Here is a 17,348-nt window from a genome sequence, read left to right on the forward strand (position 1 = left end):
AAACAGTGACACAGACTCTCCGCGTCGCCGTCATCGGCGCAGGCCGCATGGGTGCGGATCACATCAAGCGCCTCAGCACGCGCATCCACGGCGCTGAAGTAGCCGCCGTCGTCGACGTTGACCTTACCCGGGCGGAAGCGGCCATTGAGGGCATCGACGGTGCGGTGGCGTTGGCCAGCGCCGACGAGGCGCTCAACAACGGTGACGTCAACGCCGTCCTGATCGCCACGCCAGGCTTCCTTCACGAGGAAATCCTCTACAAGGCGCTGGAGAAGGACTTCCCGATCCTGTGCGAGAAGCCGCTGACCCCGGACGCCGAGAGCGCCTGGAAGGTTGTTCAGGCAGAGCAGGCCTTGGGCCACAAGCGCATCCAGGTGGGCTTCATGCGCCGCTTTGATGCCGAATACTCGGCGCTGGGTTCCATTATCCGCAACAGCGAATTGGGGGAGCTGTTGATGCTGCACCACCAGCACCGGAACCCCAGCACGCCGGAGGGCTTCACCAACGAGATGCTGATCAACGACTCCGTGGTCCACGAGTTCGACGCGATCCGCTTCTTCACCGGCGAGGAAGTCACCTCGGTGCAGGTCCGCCTGGGCAAAGCCACCCGCAATGCACCGAACGGCCAGCATGATCCGCAGCATGTGCTGATCGAAACCGAATCCGGTGTCCTGGCTGACGTCGAAATCTACGTCAACGCCAAGTTCGGCTACCAAGTGGCCACGCAAGCGTCGTTCGAGGACGGCATTGTGAGCATCGGTGGAGACGGTGGTCCCTACGTGCAGTCCGCGGGCAAGTGGGGCGGCAACGTCACCCCCGGTTTTGAGGACCGTTTTGGAGCCGCTTACGACGTCGAAGTGCAGGCTTGGGTGGATGCGGCACTTCGCGGGGAAATCGGCGGACCGACCGCTTGGGACGGCTACGCCACGGCGGCCTGCTGTGAGGCGGGCGTCGAAGCCCAGAAGTCCGGCGAGAAGGTCAAAGTGCAGCTGAACACCAAGCCGGACCTGTACAAGTAGGGGATTGAGCATGAAGATCGCACTGGATCCCACACCTTTCCACCACAGCCACAGCCTGCTGGAGTTCCCCCGGGTTGCTGCAGATCTCGGCTACAAGTACTTGCAGATGACCCCGCACGCGGACCTCATCCCGTTCTACAACCACCCCAAGGCGGACGACGAACTGGTCGGCAAGCTGAAGGCGGCATGCAAGGACGCCGGCGTGGAGATCGCCTCTGTGCTTCCGGTTCTGCGCTGGTCGGGGCCGGACGAAGATGCCCGTGAGGCCGCTGTCCGTTACTGGAAACGGGCCATCCAAATCACGGTGGACTTGGGGGTGCAGACCATGAACACGGAGTTCAGCGGCCGCCCGGAGAAGGCGGAAGAGTCCGAGCGCGCCTTCTACCGTTCGATGGAAGAACTCCTGCCGATCATTGAGCGCGAGGGCCTGGACGTGCTGATCGATCCGCACCCGGACGATTTCGTGGAGGACGGCCTGGCCGCACTGCGGGTGATCCGTGGCGTGAACTCTCCGAACATCGGGATGGTCTACGTTGCCTCACACACATTCCACATGGGCAACAAGCCGCTGGAAATCATGCGCGCGGCCGGAGACAAGTTGCGCCTGGTGCACGTCTCGGACACCATGAACCATCACGCATCCCATGGCTTGCGCTACATCACCAACCCGCCGGGCAATGCCGTGCGCGTCCACCAGCACCTGAAAATCGGCGATGGCGACGTCAACTGGAATGAGTTCTTCGCGGGCCTGAAGGAGATCGGCTTCCTGGACAAGGCGAACACGGTGATGGTTTCCTCTGTCTTCGCCGAGGATGAGAACGCCGAGGAAGTCTCGCGGTACCAGCTCAAGACGATGACGGACTACATCGCCCAGACGAAGTAGCACTCATCATCAAAAATGCCCCTGTGACTCAAAGTCACAGGGGCATTTGGTTTTCAGGAGCTAGGCCGTGAACGGCAGCCTCGGGTCCACATCCTGGCCTTCCCAGGTCTGGCGGATCCAGCCGTGGTGGGGGTCGTCGCTGATGAGCCAGTCACGGACGCGTCCGGGCCCGGCCATGACATTGAGGTAGTACAGGTCATAGCCGGGGGCTGCCATGGCAGGGCCGTGCCAGCCGTACGGAACCAGGACGACGTCGCCGGTGCGGACTTCTGCGGAGACGTCGATGGGCCGCTCGTCCGAGGCGTAGACACGCGCGTAGCCGATTGCATCGGTTTCTTCCGGAGCGGGAAGTCCGGGAGCTACGCGGGTTTCGAAGTAGTAGATCTCCTCGAGGCTCGTCTCGCCTTCCTTCTCCTCATCGTGCTTGTGCGGAGGGTAGGAGGACCAGTTGCCGGCAGGGGTGATCACTTCGCACACGATGAACCGGTCAGCTTCCAGTGCTGCGGGCGTGCCGAAGTTGTGGACCTGGCGGGAGCAGTTGCCGGCACCGCGCAGTTCCACCGGGGTTTCGTCGGCCGTGATCAGCCTGGTGGGGTACGAGGCTTTGGCGGGCGCAGTCGCGATGGCGACCCGGCCGCCGTCGTCCGAGCTGATGGTGACGGCCTTATCGATGCCGGTATAGAGGACATCGCTGGGGCCGTGGAAAACCGACTGCCGTCCAGCGAGACTGTACGACCCGCCGTCGACCGTCACCGTGAACGAGCCGCTTAGCGGCACCACAATGCGTTCCTCCGGAGCTGCTGAAAGCTCGACGGCGGCACCCGGGGCGAGCGTCGCAGCCTTCAGTCCCGTATGGGCCCAGCCATCAACGGTCACGGTGGAATCGGAAGTGCCGAGGGAAACATCCCATTTGCCGTCAGAAGCGGTTCCGAGCGGGTATACCCAGTTGGCCATAAGTTAAATCCTTGCGTTAGCGCTGTACGAGGGTCATTTCGAAGCTGTAAGAGTCGGCGCGGTAGACGTGGTGGCCGGTTTCAACCATGCGTCCGGTGTCGTCCACCGCAGTGCGCTCCATGGTGACGAGGGCAGAACCTACCTCGGTTTCGAGGAGAGGTGCCTGGTAGTCGTTGGCGATCATGGCGCCGATGCGCTGAGATGCCAGCCGGAAGTTCACGCCGCCGCGTCGGAGGATGGCGTAGAGGCCTTCGCTCGAGAGCTGGGCTTCGTCCATGCTGGTGATGTCGTCCCGGACCCAGTTTTCCATGAGGGCCAACGGCTTGCCGCCGACTTTGCGCAGACGCGTGAAGTGGTAAACCTTGGACCCGGCCGGAAGCTGGAGGGCTGTGAGTGTGGCAGCGTCTGCTTCCACATGGGAGAAGCTCAGCACGTCCGTGGTGGGCTTTTTGCCGTTGTTGCTGAGGTCGTCGAAGAGGCTGGAGAGCTCCAGCGGACGACGGACCTGGCTGGCGACCACCTGAGTTCCCACACCGCGTTTTCGCACTAGTAAGCCGGCGCGGACCAACTCGTCCATGGCTTTGCGCATGGTGGGCCGCGAAAGGTTGAGTTGGGCGGCTAGTTCGATCTCGTTGTCCAAGCGGCTGCCCGGTTCAAGGACTCCGCTGTGGATGGCGGCTTCGATCCCTTGCACCACTTGATGGTAGAGGGGCACCGGGGACGAACGGTCGATGCTGAGGCTGAGTTGGTTCGCCACTGGTTCCTCCTGGACGGCTGCTGTTGGCCGGCGGGAGACCGGGGTGCGGCTCCTCTGCCGTGTGACTGGCTTTGTCCGGTCATGTTCGATTGATAGGACATACTGCCTTTTTCTTGATAATAGCAGCCAGTTGGCGGCGGTCAAGGGATATCACCGCCGTGTGGCCGTCTCACCTTTCTACTCGAGAAGGTTACGTCAAAACATCCTAATGTCAGGACAAAGTATTGACAAAGTGTGAGACGAGTCACCATGATCTGAGTAGTGGGTGATCCGGATACGAGTCTCCGGACGCCCGAACCTGAAATCAAAGGAGATAACGGTGGCAAAATTCTCGTGGCGCAAGGCAGCCCTGGCCGCAGCAGTGGTTCCCTTGGTGGCACTGAGTGCATGTTCAAGCCAAGGTGGCAAACCGGCGGATTCCGGTGGAGGCGCAGCTGCAGGCCAAGTGGCGTCGACAGAGCGCATCAAGGTTGCATTGATTACCCACGCCGCAGCTGGCGACACCTTCTGGGACATCGTACGCAAGGGCGCCGAGGAGGCCTCCGCCAAAGACAATGTTGAGCTCCTGTATACGAGCGACCCCGAAGCCGGCCGTCAGGCGCAGCTTGTTCAGCAGGCCATCGACCAGAAGGTTGACGGCATCGCTGTCACCGTTGCTACCCCGGACGCGCTCAAGGATGTCCTCAAGAAGGCTACGGATGCAGGCATCCCCGTGGTCAGCCTCAACGCCGGCGAGTCCGTATCGGCCCAACTTGGGGCTTTCACGCACTTCGGTTCCAACGAGCAGCTCGCCGGTGAAGCCGTCGGAACCCGGCTCGCTGCGGAAGGCTACAAACGCCCCGTCTGCGTTATCCAGCAGCAAGGTCACGTTGGCCTCGAGGCCCGCTGTGCTGGTGTGAAGGCAAAGGTACCCGCAACGGAGATCCTCTACGTTGACGGGAAGGACATGACTGCAGTGCAGTCCACAGCTACAGCCAAGCTTCAGGCTTCCAAGGACGCCGACGTCATCATCGGCCTTGGTGCACCGATCACTCTTACGCTGCTGAAATCGGTCACCGACGCAGGCAGCTCGTCCAAGGTCGCGAGCTTCGACCTCAACGCCGAGCTGGCTCAGAAGATCGTGGATGGCGAAGTGGTCTTCACCGTGGACCAGCAGCCGTGGCTCCAGGGCTACATGTCGGTTGACGCCCTCTGGCAGGCCAAGCGCGGTGGCTTCAAGATCGGTGGCGGCCAGCCGGTCCTCACCGGACCCACCATCGTGGACAAGGCCAACGCTTCCGACGTCCTCAAGTTCGCCCAGCAAGGCCTTCGCTAAACCAGGACTCAGGTTGCGCGGCGGACCACCGCCGCGCAACCTGACCAACAAGGAGTCATTCCTATGGCAAACACAGCAACCCTGCCGCCCGCATCGGCCCCGGCCCCCGGCGACGAACGGATCGGCAGCCGCAGCCCGCTACAGAAGTTCCTCGCCCGACCCGAGGTCGGCGCACTGGTAGGTGCCGTCGTCCTCTTCATCTTCTTTGCTTCTGTTTCTCAGACATTCACCCAGCCCAACGCCCTCGCAACAGTTCTCTATGGTTCCTCGACGATCGGGATCATGGCGGTGGGGGTCTCCTTGCTGATGATTGGCGGCGAGTTTGACCTTTCCACGGGTGTCGCTGTCATCTCTTCGGCCCTGACCGCCTCCCTGTTCAGCTGGAACTTCTCGCTGAACGCGTGGGTAGGAGTGGCATTGGCGCTGGTGGTTTCACTGGGTATCGGCTTCATCAACGGCTGGATCCTTGTGAAGACCAAGCTGCCCAGCTTCATCGTGACGCTGGCAACCTTCCTCATGCTCACAGGCCTGAATCTCGCCCTCACGCGTCTCATCGGGGGCAGCGTCTCTTCGCCGTCGATTTCCAAGCTGGACGGCTTCGAATCGGCACGTGCTGTTTTTGCATCCTCCATCAGCATCGGCGGAGTGGAAGTGAAGATCACCGTGTTCTTCTGGATCATCCTGGTTGCCATTGCTTCCTGGATCCTGCTCCGTACCCGCGTGGGCAACTGGATCTTCGCCGTCGGCGGTGACGCAAACGCTGCCCGTGCCGTCGGCGTTCCTGTGACCAAGACCAAGATCGGCCTGTTCATGGCCGTTGGTTTCTGCGGCTGGATCCTCGGCATGCACAATCTCTTCGCTTTCGATGCTGTTCAGTCCGGCGAGGGCGTGGGCAACGAATTCCTTTACATCATCGCGGCAGTGATCGGTGGCTGCCTCTTGACGGGCGGCTATGGTTCGGCCGTCGGCGGCGCGATCGGTGCTTTCATCTTCGGCATGGCCAACAAGGGCATCGTGTACGCACAATGGAATCCGGACTGGTTCAAGTTCTTCCTGGGCTTGATGCTCCTGCTGGCTACCATCGTGAACCTGATCGTCAAACGCCGCGCAGAGCTGAAGTAAGGGGCCGGAACCATGAACGCACAACAGATCGACCAGCAGACCCTGTTGAAAGATGAGAAGGATCCCTTGACCCATACGCCAGTGCACCTGCTTTCCCTTGACGGAGTGGGCAAGCACTACGGCAATATCATCGCCCTGCGCGATGTCACTATGGCCGTGGACAACGGCCGCGTCACCTGCGTGCTGGGTGACAACGGCGCCGGTAAGTCCACGCTCATCAAGATCATTGCCGGCCTGCACCAGCACGATGAGGGCACTCTGCAGGTCATGGGCGACCCCCGGAAGTTCAATTCGCCCCGGGAAGCCCTCGACGCAGGTATCGCCACCGTGTATCAGGACCTGGCCGTGGTTCCGCTGATGCCCATCTGGCGGAACTTCTTCCTCGGCTCCGAACTGACCAGCGGGTTCGGCCCGTTCAAGCGCATGGATGTCCAGAAGATGAAGGACATCACCAAGAAAGAACTCGCGGACATGGGCATCGACTTGCGCGATGTTGAGCAGCCCATCGGGCAGCTCTCCGGCGGTGAGCGCCAGTGCGTAGCGATCGCCCGTGCCGTGTACTTCGGCGCGAAAGTCCTGATCCTCGACGAACCGACGGCCGCGCTGGGAGTCAAGCAGTCCGGCGTCGTGCTTCGCTACATCCTGCAGGCGCGCGACCGCGGCCTCGGCGTCATCTTCATTACCCACAACCCGCACCACGCCTTCCCCGTCGGGGACCGGTTCCTGCTGCTCAAGCGCGGCAAGTCGATCGGCTACTACGACAAGAAGGACATCACCCTGGACGAGTTGACCGCCCAGATGGCGGGTGGGGCAGAGTTGGCCGAACTGGCGCACGAACTCGAGCAGCTTGGCGGACACTCCCAAGCCTTGGAGGAAGTCAAAGCCGAAGTGGCCGATGTAACCGAAGCAGCACCGGAAAGCAGCACCAAACGGCACTAGTTTTCCACTGGAGGGCCCCGGCAGGTATGTCCGCCGGGGCCCTTCCGTGGCCCGGAACTTTGCAGCCCGGCTTGCGGGAAATACAGGAAGAGAGACAGACAGCATGAAGGAAGTAACCCTCGGCCTGGTCGGCGTTGGGCGGATTGGCGTCATGCACGCCGGGAACATCACTGCGTTGAACGAGGTCCTCAACCCGGAGGGGATCAAAGTCAGGCTCAAGTTAACGGACGTGGCTGAAGAACACGCACGGTCCGTGGCTTCCCGTTTTGGCGCCGAATTTGTTGGGTCCGTCACGGACCTGATTGACTCCGGCATTGACGGACTTGTGGTCGCTACGGGCACCGCAACCCACCCCGAGCTGATCCATGCCGGCGTGGATGCCGGTGTCCCGGTCTTTTGCGAGAAGCCTGTCGCAGTGAACGTGGCAGAGTCTGCGCCGGTGGTGGACTACATCCGTGAGAATGGCGGGACAGTGCAGATCGGCCACCAGCGCCGCTTCGACCCCGGCTACACCGAAGCCAAGCGGGCCTACGACGCCGGCGAGCTCGGCTGGATCCATTCCCTCCGTGCGGTCACGTGCGACGTGACTCCGCCGCCAGTGTCCTTTTTGGCCACCTCCGGCGGGCTTTTCCGGGATTGCTCAGTCCACGACTTCGACATCCTGCGCTGGCTGACCGGCAAGGAGATCGTGGAGGTCTACGCCAAGGGCTCAAACAACGGCGACCCCGCGATTGGTGCGGTGGGCGACGTCGATACCGCTTTGGCGGTGGTGACGTTCGACGACGGCACCGTAGGTACGGTCTCGGCCAGCCGTTACAACGGGGCCGGCCATGATGTCCGCCTGGAACTGCAAGGCTCGGAGGGTTCCGTTCTGGTAGGGATGGACGAGCAGTTGGCCCTTCGCTCGGCCGAGGCCGGGGTTGCCTTCCCAGCAGGCAGGCCGCACAAGACGTTTGCCGAACGCTTCGCTCAGGCCTACCGCTCCGAGATGGCCGCCTTCGTTGAACTGGTCCTGGGCGCACGCAAGAACCCGTGTACGCCCGAAGACGCAGTGGCGGCCTCCAAAGTGGCCGACGCAGCGCAGGAGTCGCTGGAAAAGGGCGTCCCGGTCAAGGTAGCCCCCTAACGCTCTCTCACGGATGGTCCTTTTGGGGCGGACGGTCTCTCATGGATGGCCCTTTTGGGATGGACGCTCTCTCATGGATGGCCCTTTTGGGGCGGACGCTCTCTCACGGATGGCCCTTTTGGGGCGGACGCTCTCTCACGGATGGTCCTTTTGAGGTGGACGGTCTCTCATGGATGGTCCTTTTGGGGCGGACGGTCTTTCACCTCTCCCAGGGTGGCGCCGACGACGGTACGCAAGTGCCGCCGTCGACGTTTCACTTTTGGTGATAGAGGGTTGGGGGGGAAGGCGGCCAAAGGTGATAGAGGGTTGGGGGGGAAGGGGGCCAAAGGTGATAGAGGGTTGGGGGGGGAAGGCGGCCAAAGGTGATAGAGGGTTGGGCGTAGCTGACGCGGGCCGGAAGAGTCTGGGGGAAAACTCCGACCCGCGCCAGGTCTTTGGGGCCGGCTAGGCGATGACTTTCATGGCCTGCCAGCCAGTGCCGAGGCTGATGGGCGGCACGTTGCTGAGCGTCCCGCTACCTGATCCGGGATACAGGTACAAGGTGTCTCCTATGCGGCCCAGGACATCGTTCTTGCCGTCACCGTCAAGGTCCCGTGGACCGGCGAGCGCTGTTCGGGTTCCCCACCCTGTCCCGATCTGCGTCCACTGGAGCCACCCCGCGGTGCCATTGCCTGGATATAGCCATAATGCGCCTGTGTCGGTGCGGCGCGCCAGTACATCTCCCTTGCCGTCCCCGTTGAAATCGCCGGTGCTGAAGATGGCATTCATGACGTCCCAACCCCAACCGACGGTGTAGGGGGCGCGCTGTCCTCCGGTGCCGTTTCCTTCGTAGAGCCGCAGCTCTCCGTTGCTTCGACGGCCGATGAAGTCGGGGATGCCGTCGCCGCTGAAGTCGCCGGGGGAGAAGAGTTGCGTCATGGTTGTCCAGCCTGTGCTGACCTGGGTGCGGGTTCCGAAGCTGCCGGCACCGTTGCCTGGGTAGAAGTACAGGATGTCGCCGGCCCGTGCCAGAAGGTCGGGCTTGCCGTCCCGGTTGAAGTCGCCGGGTGTCACTGTATCCGTGATGGAGGACCAGGCGGGTGCGGCGAGGGCCAACTGCCGCGGGGACAGTCCGCCGGTGCCGTTGCCGGGGTAGAGATACAGGTTGCCTGCGGTATCGGCGGCCAGGACGTCGGCGCGGCCGTCGCCGTTGAAGTCATGGCTCGACGGCGGTCCGGCTGCGGGAACGGTGTAGGTCTGGGTTCCCACGGTTGAGGTGTTTCCTTCGGCATCCACGCCGATGTACTTCAAGGTCAGTGTTGAACTGCCCATGACGATCGGGCTCGTGTATTTGATGTTGGTGGCGGATTCGGTTGCTGTGGGTGTGGCGCCGTTGGTGGTGTAGTAGATGGACGCCGGCTCGTTGGCGGACAGTGTGATCGTGGCCCCGCTCGCCAGGGCCCGTCCGGTGGGGTTGGCCGTGACCGTGGGAGCCGTTGTGTCGGGTGGAACGGTGTAGGTCTGGGTTGCGACCTCTGAGGTGTTGCCGGCAGTGTCTTTGGCAAAGTACTTCAGCGTCATGGGGCCCGGGCCGTTGAATGGAATTGCCGAGGAGTAGAGCAGTCCGGCGGTGAGGGGGTCGGTTCCGTCGGTGGTGTACCGGATTTCCGCGGGTTCGTTGGCGGTCAGCGTGATGGTTGATCCAGCGGCCAGTTGCCCTCCGACGGGGTTGGCTGTGACCACTGGCTTGGTGATGTCCGGACCGGTGGAGTAGGTCTGGGTGACAACGGCGGAGGTGTTGTTGGCACCGTCTACAGCGAAGTACTTGAGCGTCAATGGCCCGTTGAGGGTCAGTGGAGCCGTGTATTTGCTGCTGGCCGTGGTGGGAGTGGTGCCGTTGGTGGTGTAGTAAATGGTCGCCGTTTCGTTTGCTTTGAGGGCGATGGATTGGCCGGCGGCGTATGTACCGCCGGGCGGTTCTGCGGTGACAACCGGGGCAACTGTGTCTGCTCCGAGGTATGCCTCGAACTCGGCCAGTCCGGCGTTGGTGGTGTTGGCACTGACGGAGGTGATGTTGAACCGGACCGAGCTCACGGTTCTTGCAGGAAAGTTGATGGTGAGTCCGGAGCCGTTGTTAGGCAGGGCGGGCACGGGCACTGTGCTTCCGTCGGAGAACACCAGGTTGCCGCCCGTGACCTGGTCACTGAGGAGCGGCCGGTCGGACAGCGTCACCGCGTTGATGGTCCTGGTGGGCGAGAAGTTGTATTGAATCCAGCTCCCGGCCTTTTCACCGGCGGATACCCATTCCCTGTTGGCGTCCATCGGAGCGCCCCAGAAGTAGCCGTCCCTTGCTTTTTCGGGGCTCTGGGCTGTGGCTTTTTGTGTCGATGCTGACACTGTGGTGCCGGCGGACTTGGCTGCGTTGCCCACCCATTCGATGGCGGTGATGTATTGCCGTTTCAGCCATTCGTCGTAGGGGGAGTCGGGGCACCCTTCGCCGGGGCTGCTGCAGAGATACATGTCGAAGTCGGCGAACCTGACGAAGGTGTCCACTTTGTTGGTGAGTTCGGCGCCGGTCACGTTCTGTGGATACTCGTCGATCACGTAGGCGTCGTAGGCGAGTGAGGTATGCGGTCCGGTGTAGCTTCGGGTGGCGAGTTGGGCAAACTTTGCGGTGGCCCAGTGGTCGCTGTGGTCGTAAGGGCTGGTGAAGTTTCCGGTCCAGTCCTGGGTGCGGAAAGTGGTGGGCTTGAAGTTGAGGACCAGGCGGTTCAGCGCAGTCTGGAATTGGGACTTGGTGAAGGTGGCTGCGTTGTCCACGGGCCGGATGGAGGACAGCCTGCCGTCCCAGAGTTTGAGGATGCTTTGGTCGTTGTAGGCGGCGCTGCCGTCCCCGTTCGGGAAGCCGTCGGGGAGTCGCATGAACACGACGGAGATGTTTGGCGCGCCGTTGAGCGTTTGCATGGTCAGGGGACGGTTCGGAACGCCGGCGTCCGAGGTTGTCCACGAGTCGGCTACCCCTGCCATTTTGGAGTAGCTGGCCCGGATGCCGGCTTCAAGGCTCCTCCAGTAGGCGGCACCCTCTCCGGCCTCGCCGGCGGTGGTGAAGATGGTCTGGACGCAGCGTTTGGCCTGGATGTCCCGCATGAAGTCCGGACTGAGGAAGAGCAGGTCATCATCAGTGTGGGCAACGATTTGCATGGCACCGCCGGTACCTGCGCAGGGCGGTACGGCAGCGGACGCCGGCGCAGCGGTGAAGAGGACAAGGCCGGCAAGAGCGAGGGCCGGGGCAAGGAGAAGCCCCACGACATGCCGGATGAAGGTGCGGGGGCTCTTGAAGGGATTCGGATGACTTAGACGACGAACGTATTTTGGACGGTCCACAACCATGCTCCTTTGAGCAGATGTTGGGCCCCCCAGCCGGCAAACTTACGACGCCCCCAGGACGTCATTCGAACTGATATTTGCACTGGCCCACCTTCAGCAAGCTGAAAGCGATGCAGTGAGCGCTACTGTACTCCCTCAGGACGATCCTGGGTAGGGTTCGGCCCCTTGGCCTCCCCTGGCACACCGTCCCGCCGCCGGCACACGTCCACGAATGCTGCAAACGGCGCCAAGCGCTCGTCGCCGGATAGCTGGGACGCCTCGGGATGCCACTGCACTGAAGTCACCCACCGCGACGGATCTTCCAACGCCTCCACTGTTCCGTCGTCCGCGATCGCAGTGACCACGAGGCCTTCCCCCACGGTTGCCACCGCCTGGTGGTGCCCGGACGCGATCTTGATGGTGGCCTCCTCCGCTGCGCCATACAGGGCAGCGGTCCTGGAGCCCTTCGCCAGCACCACCTGATGCCAGGCCCACTCGCTGGCAGCAGGATTGTGGGGATCCAGCCCGTTGTGGACCACGTTGGAGGAAGACATGTCCTGAACCAGCGTCCCGCCGTAGATCACGTTCAGCAGTTGGTGGCCCCGGCATATGCCCAGCAGCGGCAGCCCGGCGTCGATGGCCGCACGCGCAAGGCCCATGTCCAGCTGGTCCTGCTCCGGGTTCACGTCGTATAACGTGTCCTCTGGTTCCTGGCCGTACAAACGTGGATCAACGTCGCCGCCCCCCGGCAGCAAAACGCCGTCGAGCGACCCCACCACGGACGTCAACCGCCCCGAGCCGTCCACCGCGTCGGGAGTCACCAGGACAACCTCGGCGCCTCCTTCGCGCAGCAACCCGACAATGAAAGTGAAAAGCTCATTTGCTTCGCCAACACGGGCATCCGGGTTATCGGAACTGCTCAGGCGAACCGGAACTCCGATACGCGGAACGGGAGCAGCAAGGTCTTCTGAACTCGTCATGCTTCATCATGCACCGGGCACCATCTGCGCACCCAAAACAGGCCGTAACGATGCTGCGAGACTACGCTGATGCCATGAACCCCTCCGGTGCCTTGAACCCGAGTCCGCGAACACTCGACGTGGAAAGCGTGGTGCAGTTCGACCGGCTCGTGCACGCGGGTGCGGCTACCATGCACGGGTGGCACGCGCAGTCCTTGGATCTCCGTGGGCGTTCACGCGACCTCCAAGCGATGAATCCCCAAGGCGCGATCTTCCTCGGGTGCACGTTCGATGACGGCGTGGAAGACAGCCTGCGGAGCCGCGGTGCGCTGATCTTTCCCAAGCTGCGGGGCGTCCCGTTCAACCCCTACCGGGGCAGTCTCTACACGTCCCGGGAACTCTACGAGGACATCTCCTCCACAGAGTACGAATCCACTCTGGATGCGAAGGTCTATGAGTGGAGCATCCTCCCCGGACAGCGAAGCAGCCTTAGCGCCACGCTCGCGGCAGCCCTCCACGACCACGCCATCGGCGACGCCCTGGACGAACTCCTCACCGACGGCGAACTTGCCGGGACAACCATGGTGGGTGTCATGGGCGGACACGCCGCTCAGCGCGGCAGCAAGGAGTTCGCCGAGGCCGCGCGATTGGGCCGCCTCCTCGCCCAGGCCGGCTTCACAGTTGCCACTGGTGGTGGTCCGGGTGCGATGGAAGCCGCCAATATGGGCGCCTACCTCAGCGGACTGCCCGACGCCGACTCCGCCCTCGCGCTGGAGGCGCTCGCTGCCGTCCCGGGGTACAGGCCCTCGGTGACAGCCTGGGCGCGGCAAGCAGCCGCCGTCGTCGAAAATCACCCGGAAGGCACCGCGACGGTAGGTATTCCCACGTGGTTCTACGGCCACGAACCGCCGAACCTGTTCGCCACCCACATAGCCAAGTACTTTGCCAACGCAGTCCGCGAAGCGATCCTCCTGGAGCTGTGCAACGGCGGCATCGTGTTCCTGCCGGGAGCGGCCGGCACCGTGCAGGAAATCTTCCAGGATGCGTGCGAGAACTACTACGGCGCGCCGGAAACCATCAGGCCCATGGTGCTGGTGGGGCGCGATCACTGGGAACGGAAATATCCGGTGTGGCCCATGCTGCAGAGCCTTGCCGTCGGACGGCCCATGGCGGAGAGGATCTTCCTGGTGGACACCGTGGAGGAAGCGCTCGCAGTGGTGGGCGCCTAGAAGTCTTTGCTGCAGGGGCCCGTGCCAAGCTTCGCCAAGCCGGTCCTGTCGCCGGCTGCGTACTGGCGAACCCAGGAGGCTTCATCGAACATGAGCTGGCGGGGGTCGTTCACGTGGTCCAGCCCGAGGAGGTGGCCCAGCTCATGCATGATCACCGCTACCCCAACGTCCTTGCCTTGCGGTGAATCCATGATGCCCGCGAACTGCGGTGCATCCAAGGAGACCGTACCCGTCACGTACGCCTTGTAGCCGTTGCTGAGGCCGATGGAGGAGCTTCCACCCAGGCCTACTGTCTGCCCGGTCAGCCGCGGCACTTGCTCCGGAGTGGTCCACGCGATCAGAACCGGGGCCCAGCGGTCGCCGTAGACCTCCGGCTGGTACCCGTCTCTGTTGTTAGTGGGGACTTCAGACGTCGGGCCGTCGTAAATGAACTGGAGCCCGGAAGCCAGGCTTGCCTGCCGGATGGCTTCCTCCACCAATGGCTGCCAGCTTGCAGGGGCCAGGTCCGAATTCACGACGTAGTGGATTGGCCTGCACGGTGAGTAGGCGAGCGGCGTTCCGTCCTCTTTGACAGCGAGGAACTTGTAGGACGTGCTGGTGCGCTGCAGTGGCGCCGGAGTTCCCAGGGGAGCGTCTGCTTCCTCCAAGCCCGGCACCGGGTCCTGCCGTTGACCGAAGGGCACCAGGCCCGGCCGTGGGCCTTGGGATTGGGTAGCGCCTCCAGCCCAGAACTGCTGAAGTTCGCCGCTGAAGTACGCGCCGGCGCACACCAAACCAAGGACACCGAACAGGAACAGGATGGCGGCGATGCTGCTGTGCTTGATCGGAGGCCGGGGTGGAGGAGAGGGCGGCGGGGGATGGGGGTCCGGCCACTGCGGCGACCCATAAGGTTCCATCGAACCCCCTGACGCTGCGGCCCGAGCGGACGGTGGGGGGCCGCCGTCGGCCGCTTCCGCCCAGCATAGAACCAGCAGCGGCGCGAGTCCATGGGACGCCTCCCGCCGGGTGCGCCTTAGATGTCCTTGCGGCAGGGAGCGGAAGCGAGCAGGTGCAGTCCGTTCAGGTCGCCGTCTGCGAGTCCGTCCGGAGCCCCGATCTCCGGGTACATGAGCTGGATCGGATCGTCGACGTGGTCAAGGCCCATCACATGGCCCAGTTCGTGCTGCATGACGGCAAGGACGTAGTCGGCACCGCCCTCATCGAGGAGCTCAGCCACCTGCGGAGTGTCCAGTTCAAGGCTGCCGGTGATGTAGCTCTTGGGTCCGTTGTTAAGCGAGTACATGGTGCTGCCGCCCGTGCCGATGACCTTGTCCGCCAACGCCGGTGCCGCCTCAGGAGTGGTCCACGAGATCAGCAACGGCGCCCATCGGTCGCCATATTTGTCGGGTTGGTACGGTTCACGCTTATCGGCAGGCAATTCGTCGGTGCTGCCGTCGTTGATGAACTGGATCCCGGACGCCGCGGACACGTTGGCGATCGCAGTGGCCAGCAGTGCCTCCGTACCCGCCGGAGCACCCGCGTCGTTCACCACGTAGTGCAGCGGCCGGCACGGCGAATAGCCCACTGGAGTGCCGTCGTCGTTCATTGCCAGAAACTTGTACGAATCGCTGTCCGCGGCCGGCGCCAGCGGTGAGGCCAGCGGGGTATCTGCCTCTTCGAGGCCAGGCGGAGGCGCATCCGAGGCGCGGGCAGGCTGCCGGCCCCCGCTGTCGGGTGTATTCGGAAGGCTCACGCCGGGAAAGAGCCCGGTAATGCGGGGGTCGCCGTGCAGGAAGCCGCTCACCAGGACGGCCACAACAGCCGCGATCCCGGCCATCATCACGCCACGGACGATCTGCAGGACGGTGCGCGCGCGCCGGTGTTTCGGCGCGCGCGGCGTCACATGCTCCGAGTCCACGGTTCTCCATTCCTCACGCCCCGGTCACGCGGGGCCGCGCGGAGGACGAACCAACATTACGGGGACTCGCGGCGTGTCGTCCATTCACACCCGGCGTCTGCAGGTCCTAGACGATCACAGCTCCGAACGCCAGGCCGAGGCCATAGGTGGCTGCCGCCGCGCCCAAACCGATCGCCAACTGCCGCAGGCCGCGGCTCAGCGGCGACGTTCCGGACAGCAAGCCGACGACGGCGCCTGTCGCCAAGAGCGCCATGCCCACCAGCACGCCGGCTACTACGAGCGCGGCCACGCCGGTCATGCCGAAAATGAACGGGAGGATCGGGACGATGGCGCCGGACGCGAAGAAACAGAAACTCGACATCGCCGCGCCCCATGCCGAGCCCACCGTCTCGTGGTCATCCTCCGGTGGCTTTTCCGGCTGAAGGGACAAACTGGGATCACAGTCGCAGCCAAAGAGGCCCATGCGCTCGGCGGCCCGGTGTTCTGCCGCCTCCCGTGTCATTCCGCGGGCGAGGTACACCAGGACAAGCTCGTTGTGTTCGATGTCCAGGGACGGTGCTGCGGTCAGCGTTGCCTGGGTGGGCAGCGTGGCATTCAGCAGTTCCCGCTGCGAACGGACCGAAACGTACTCGCCGGCCCCCATGGAAAGAGCTCCGGCCAGGAGCCCGGCCACGCCGCTCATGAGCACCACCGGGCTGGGGACGCCCGTGGCGGCCATGCCCATGACGAGTGAAAGGTTGCTCACCAGGCCGTCGTTGGCGCCGAAAACGGCAGCGCGGAACGTCCCGGACAACCTGTTACGGCCCCGCGTGGCCAGGCCGCGGACGACTTCTTCGTGGATTTGCTCGTCAGCGACCATAGCCGGCGTCGCAGCAGGCTCGGTGCCATACGGGGAACGACCCTCCGCGCGTTGCGCGAGGGCAAGGACGAAAACGGAGCCGAAGTTCCGGGCGAGGAAACCAAGGAAGCGGCTGCGGCCCGACGCCGCCCTTGGCATGCCGGCATGCTCACCCAGGAGTTTGAGCCAATGTGCCTCGTGCCTTCCCTCAGCCTCGGCCAAGGCGAGCAGGATCTGGCGCTCCTCACCGTCACGGCGTTGGGCAAGTTCCCTGTAGACGGCGGCTTCGGCCCGTTCATCGGCAAGGTATTGGCGCCAACGCTTGATGTCCGAATGCGACGGCGGTGCGGCCGGTGTCAGTGGCTGTTCACTTGGTTTGCCTGGGTCCGGGTCCGGAGCGGGGCTCGACGGGCGGTGGGACTCATGGTGCTGCTGCACTTTTTCTCCTGTGCTGGGTGGGGTAGTTGCGGCCCCATTGCACGCCCACTGTACCGCTTATTTCCGCGGATTTTTGGCCGGTGTTCCTTAGCTGAAATGTTCGGTACGCCTTAATTTCCGCTGTGCTTGGCGGGCTCACGATCCGGCGTCTTGACCCTCCTGTGAGGCAGTGCTCAGATGGATAGACAGGGGCGGGGACCCTCCCCGCATTCGGTCAACGGGCTGATGCAGCCCGGCAGATGGAAGGTTGCAGCATGGACACCACCGAACCACACGCCAACCACCCGGAACGGGCAACCATCGAGTCGGATCCCGCTTATGACTACAGCGAGGACCAGGAAGTCGACGAACCCTGGGTGGAGGAAATAGACGTTCCCGACGACGACGAACGCGTGGTCCCGATTGACGAAACCGAAGAATTCCGCGAGGAAGAGGACGAACTCTAGGAAACTTCGTCCCCGGGGAACCTGAAGTGCCGCTCAAGTCATAGCAAAACGGCGACGCTGCCCCGGAAGGGGAGCGCCGCC

Annotated in this window: 15 protein-coding genes; 8 read left to right on the forward strand and 7 right to left on the reverse strand. The window is 63.4% G+C overall.

What is annotated here, in order from left to right; genetic code table 11:
• The first annotated feature begins 5 nt into the window (after nt 1–5).
• Nucleotides 6–1,019 (forward strand): Gfo/Idh/MocA family oxidoreductase, encoded by a 1,014-nt coding sequence (locus AB0N65_RS06225; RefSeq protein ID WP_364159154.1) that lies wholly within the window; start codon nt 6–8, stop codon nt 1,017–1,019.
• Between the two features lie 10 nt (nt 1,020–1,029).
• Entirely contained in the window at nt 1,030–1,902 is an 873-nt protein-coding gene (locus AB0N65_RS06230; protein WP_364159157.1) for a sugar phosphate isomerase/epimerase, read from the forward strand.
• 60 nt (nt 1,903–1,962) lie between these two features.
• On the opposite strand, the gene iolB is transcribed toward AB0N65_RS06230, so the two are convergent.
• Complete coding sequence (gene iolB / locus AB0N65_RS06235) at nt 1,963–2,856, reverse strand: 5-deoxy-glucuronate isomerase (protein WP_364159159.1); 894 nt, start codon at nt 2,854–2,856, stop codon at nt 1,963–1,965.
• A gap of 16 nt (nt 2,857–2,872) precedes the next feature.
• Nucleotides 2,873–3,613, reverse strand: a complete 741-nt coding sequence (locus tag AB0N65_RS06240) for a GntR family transcriptional regulator (protein ID WP_364159161.1) — start codon at nt 3,611–3,613, stop codon at nt 2,873–2,875.
• A 319-nt stretch (nt 3,614–3,932) separates the two neighbouring features.
• Here AB0N65_RS06240 and AB0N65_RS06245 point away from each other — a divergent pair, with 319 nt between their 5' ends.
• The 4 genes from AB0N65_RS06245 to AB0N65_RS06260 all read left to right on the forward strand — a co-directional run bounded on the left by AB0N65_RS06245 (nt 3,933) and on the right by AB0N65_RS06260 (nt 8,115).
• Complete coding sequence (locus AB0N65_RS06245) at nt 3,933–4,928, forward strand: substrate-binding domain-containing protein (protein ID WP_364159164.1); 996 nt, start codon at nt 3,933–3,935, stop codon at nt 4,926–4,928.
• Between the two features lie 63 nt (nt 4,929–4,991).
• A complete protein-coding gene (locus AB0N65_RS06250; RefSeq protein ID WP_364159167.1) occupies nt 4,992–6,050 on the forward strand; it encodes an ABC transporter permease in 1,059 nt (352 codons plus the stop codon).
• Between the two features lie 12 nt (nt 6,051–6,062).
• Nucleotides 6,063–6,989 carry an ATP-binding cassette domain-containing protein gene (locus AB0N65_RS06255; protein ID WP_364159170.1) on the forward strand — a complete coding sequence of 309 codons (927 nt, stop codon included), beginning with the start codon at nt 6,063–6,065 and terminating at the stop codon, nt 6,987–6,989.
• A 103-nt stretch (nt 6,990–7,092) separates the two neighbouring features.
• On the forward strand, nt 7,093–8,115 hold the full coding sequence (locus AB0N65_RS06260) for a Gfo/Idh/MocA family oxidoreductase (protein WP_364159173.1): 1,023 nt from the start codon (nt 7,093–7,095) through the stop codon (nt 8,113–8,115).
• A gap of 444 nt (nt 8,116–8,559) precedes the next feature.
• Here the strand turns inward: AB0N65_RS06260 and AB0N65_RS06265 are convergent, their stop codons facing one another.
• On the reverse strand, nt 8,560–11,484 hold the full coding sequence (locus AB0N65_RS06265) for a chitobiase/beta-hexosaminidase C-terminal domain-containing protein (RefSeq protein ID WP_364159176.1): 2,925 nt from the start codon (nt 11,482–11,484) through the stop codon (nt 8,560–8,562).
• Nucleotides 11,485–11,603: 119 nt separating this feature from the next.
• Nucleotides 11,604–12,440: a gamma-glutamyl-gamma-aminobutyrate hydrolase family protein gene (locus AB0N65_RS06270; protein WP_364159179.1), complete on the reverse strand. Its 837-nt coding sequence runs from the start codon at nt 12,438–12,440 to the stop codon at nt 11,604–11,606.
• Between the two features lie 74 nt (nt 12,441–12,514).
• On the opposite strand from AB0N65_RS06270, the gene AB0N65_RS06275 reads away from it, so the two are divergent.
• A complete protein-coding gene (locus AB0N65_RS06275; RefSeq protein ID WP_364159585.1) occupies nt 12,515–13,648 on the forward strand; it encodes a Rossmann fold nucleotide-binding protein in 1,134 nt (377 codons plus the stop codon).
• Here AB0N65_RS06275 and AB0N65_RS06280 read toward each other — a convergent pair.
• From AB0N65_RS06280 to AB0N65_RS06290, 3 genes are all read right to left on the reverse strand, one after another.
• Nucleotides 13,645–14,544 carry a matrixin family metalloprotease gene (locus AB0N65_RS06280; protein WP_364159182.1) on the reverse strand — a complete coding sequence of 300 codons (900 nt, stop codon included), beginning with the start codon at nt 14,542–14,544 and terminating at the stop codon, nt 13,645–13,647. The two genes, AB0N65_RS06275 and AB0N65_RS06280, sit on opposite strands and share 4 nt — an antisense overlap.
• 116 nt (nt 14,545–14,660) lie before the next feature.
• Nucleotides 14,661–15,488: a matrixin family metalloprotease gene (locus tag AB0N65_RS06285; RefSeq protein WP_364159587.1), complete on the reverse strand. Its 828-nt coding sequence runs from the start codon at nt 15,486–15,488 to the stop codon at nt 14,661–14,663.
• 163 nt (nt 15,489–15,651) lie between these two features.
• Complete coding sequence (locus AB0N65_RS06290) at nt 15,652–16,821, reverse strand: VIT1/CCC1 transporter family protein (protein ID WP_364159185.1); 1,170 nt, start codon at nt 16,819–16,821, stop codon at nt 15,652–15,654.
• A gap of 254 nt (nt 16,822–17,075) precedes the next feature.
• On the opposite strand from AB0N65_RS06290, the gene AB0N65_RS06295 reads away from it, so the two are divergent.
• Nucleotides 17,076–17,267, forward strand: a complete 192-nt coding sequence (locus tag AB0N65_RS06295; RefSeq protein ID WP_364159188.1) for a hypothetical protein — start codon at nt 17,076–17,078, stop codon at nt 17,265–17,267.
• The last annotated feature ends 81 nt before the right edge of the window (nt 17,268–17,348 follow it).

The sequence above is a fragment of the Paenarthrobacter sp. NPDC089322 genome (genome assembly GCF_040684895.1).
Taxonomy (GTDB): Bacteria; Actinomycetota; Actinomycetes; order Actinomycetales; family Micrococcaceae; genus Arthrobacter.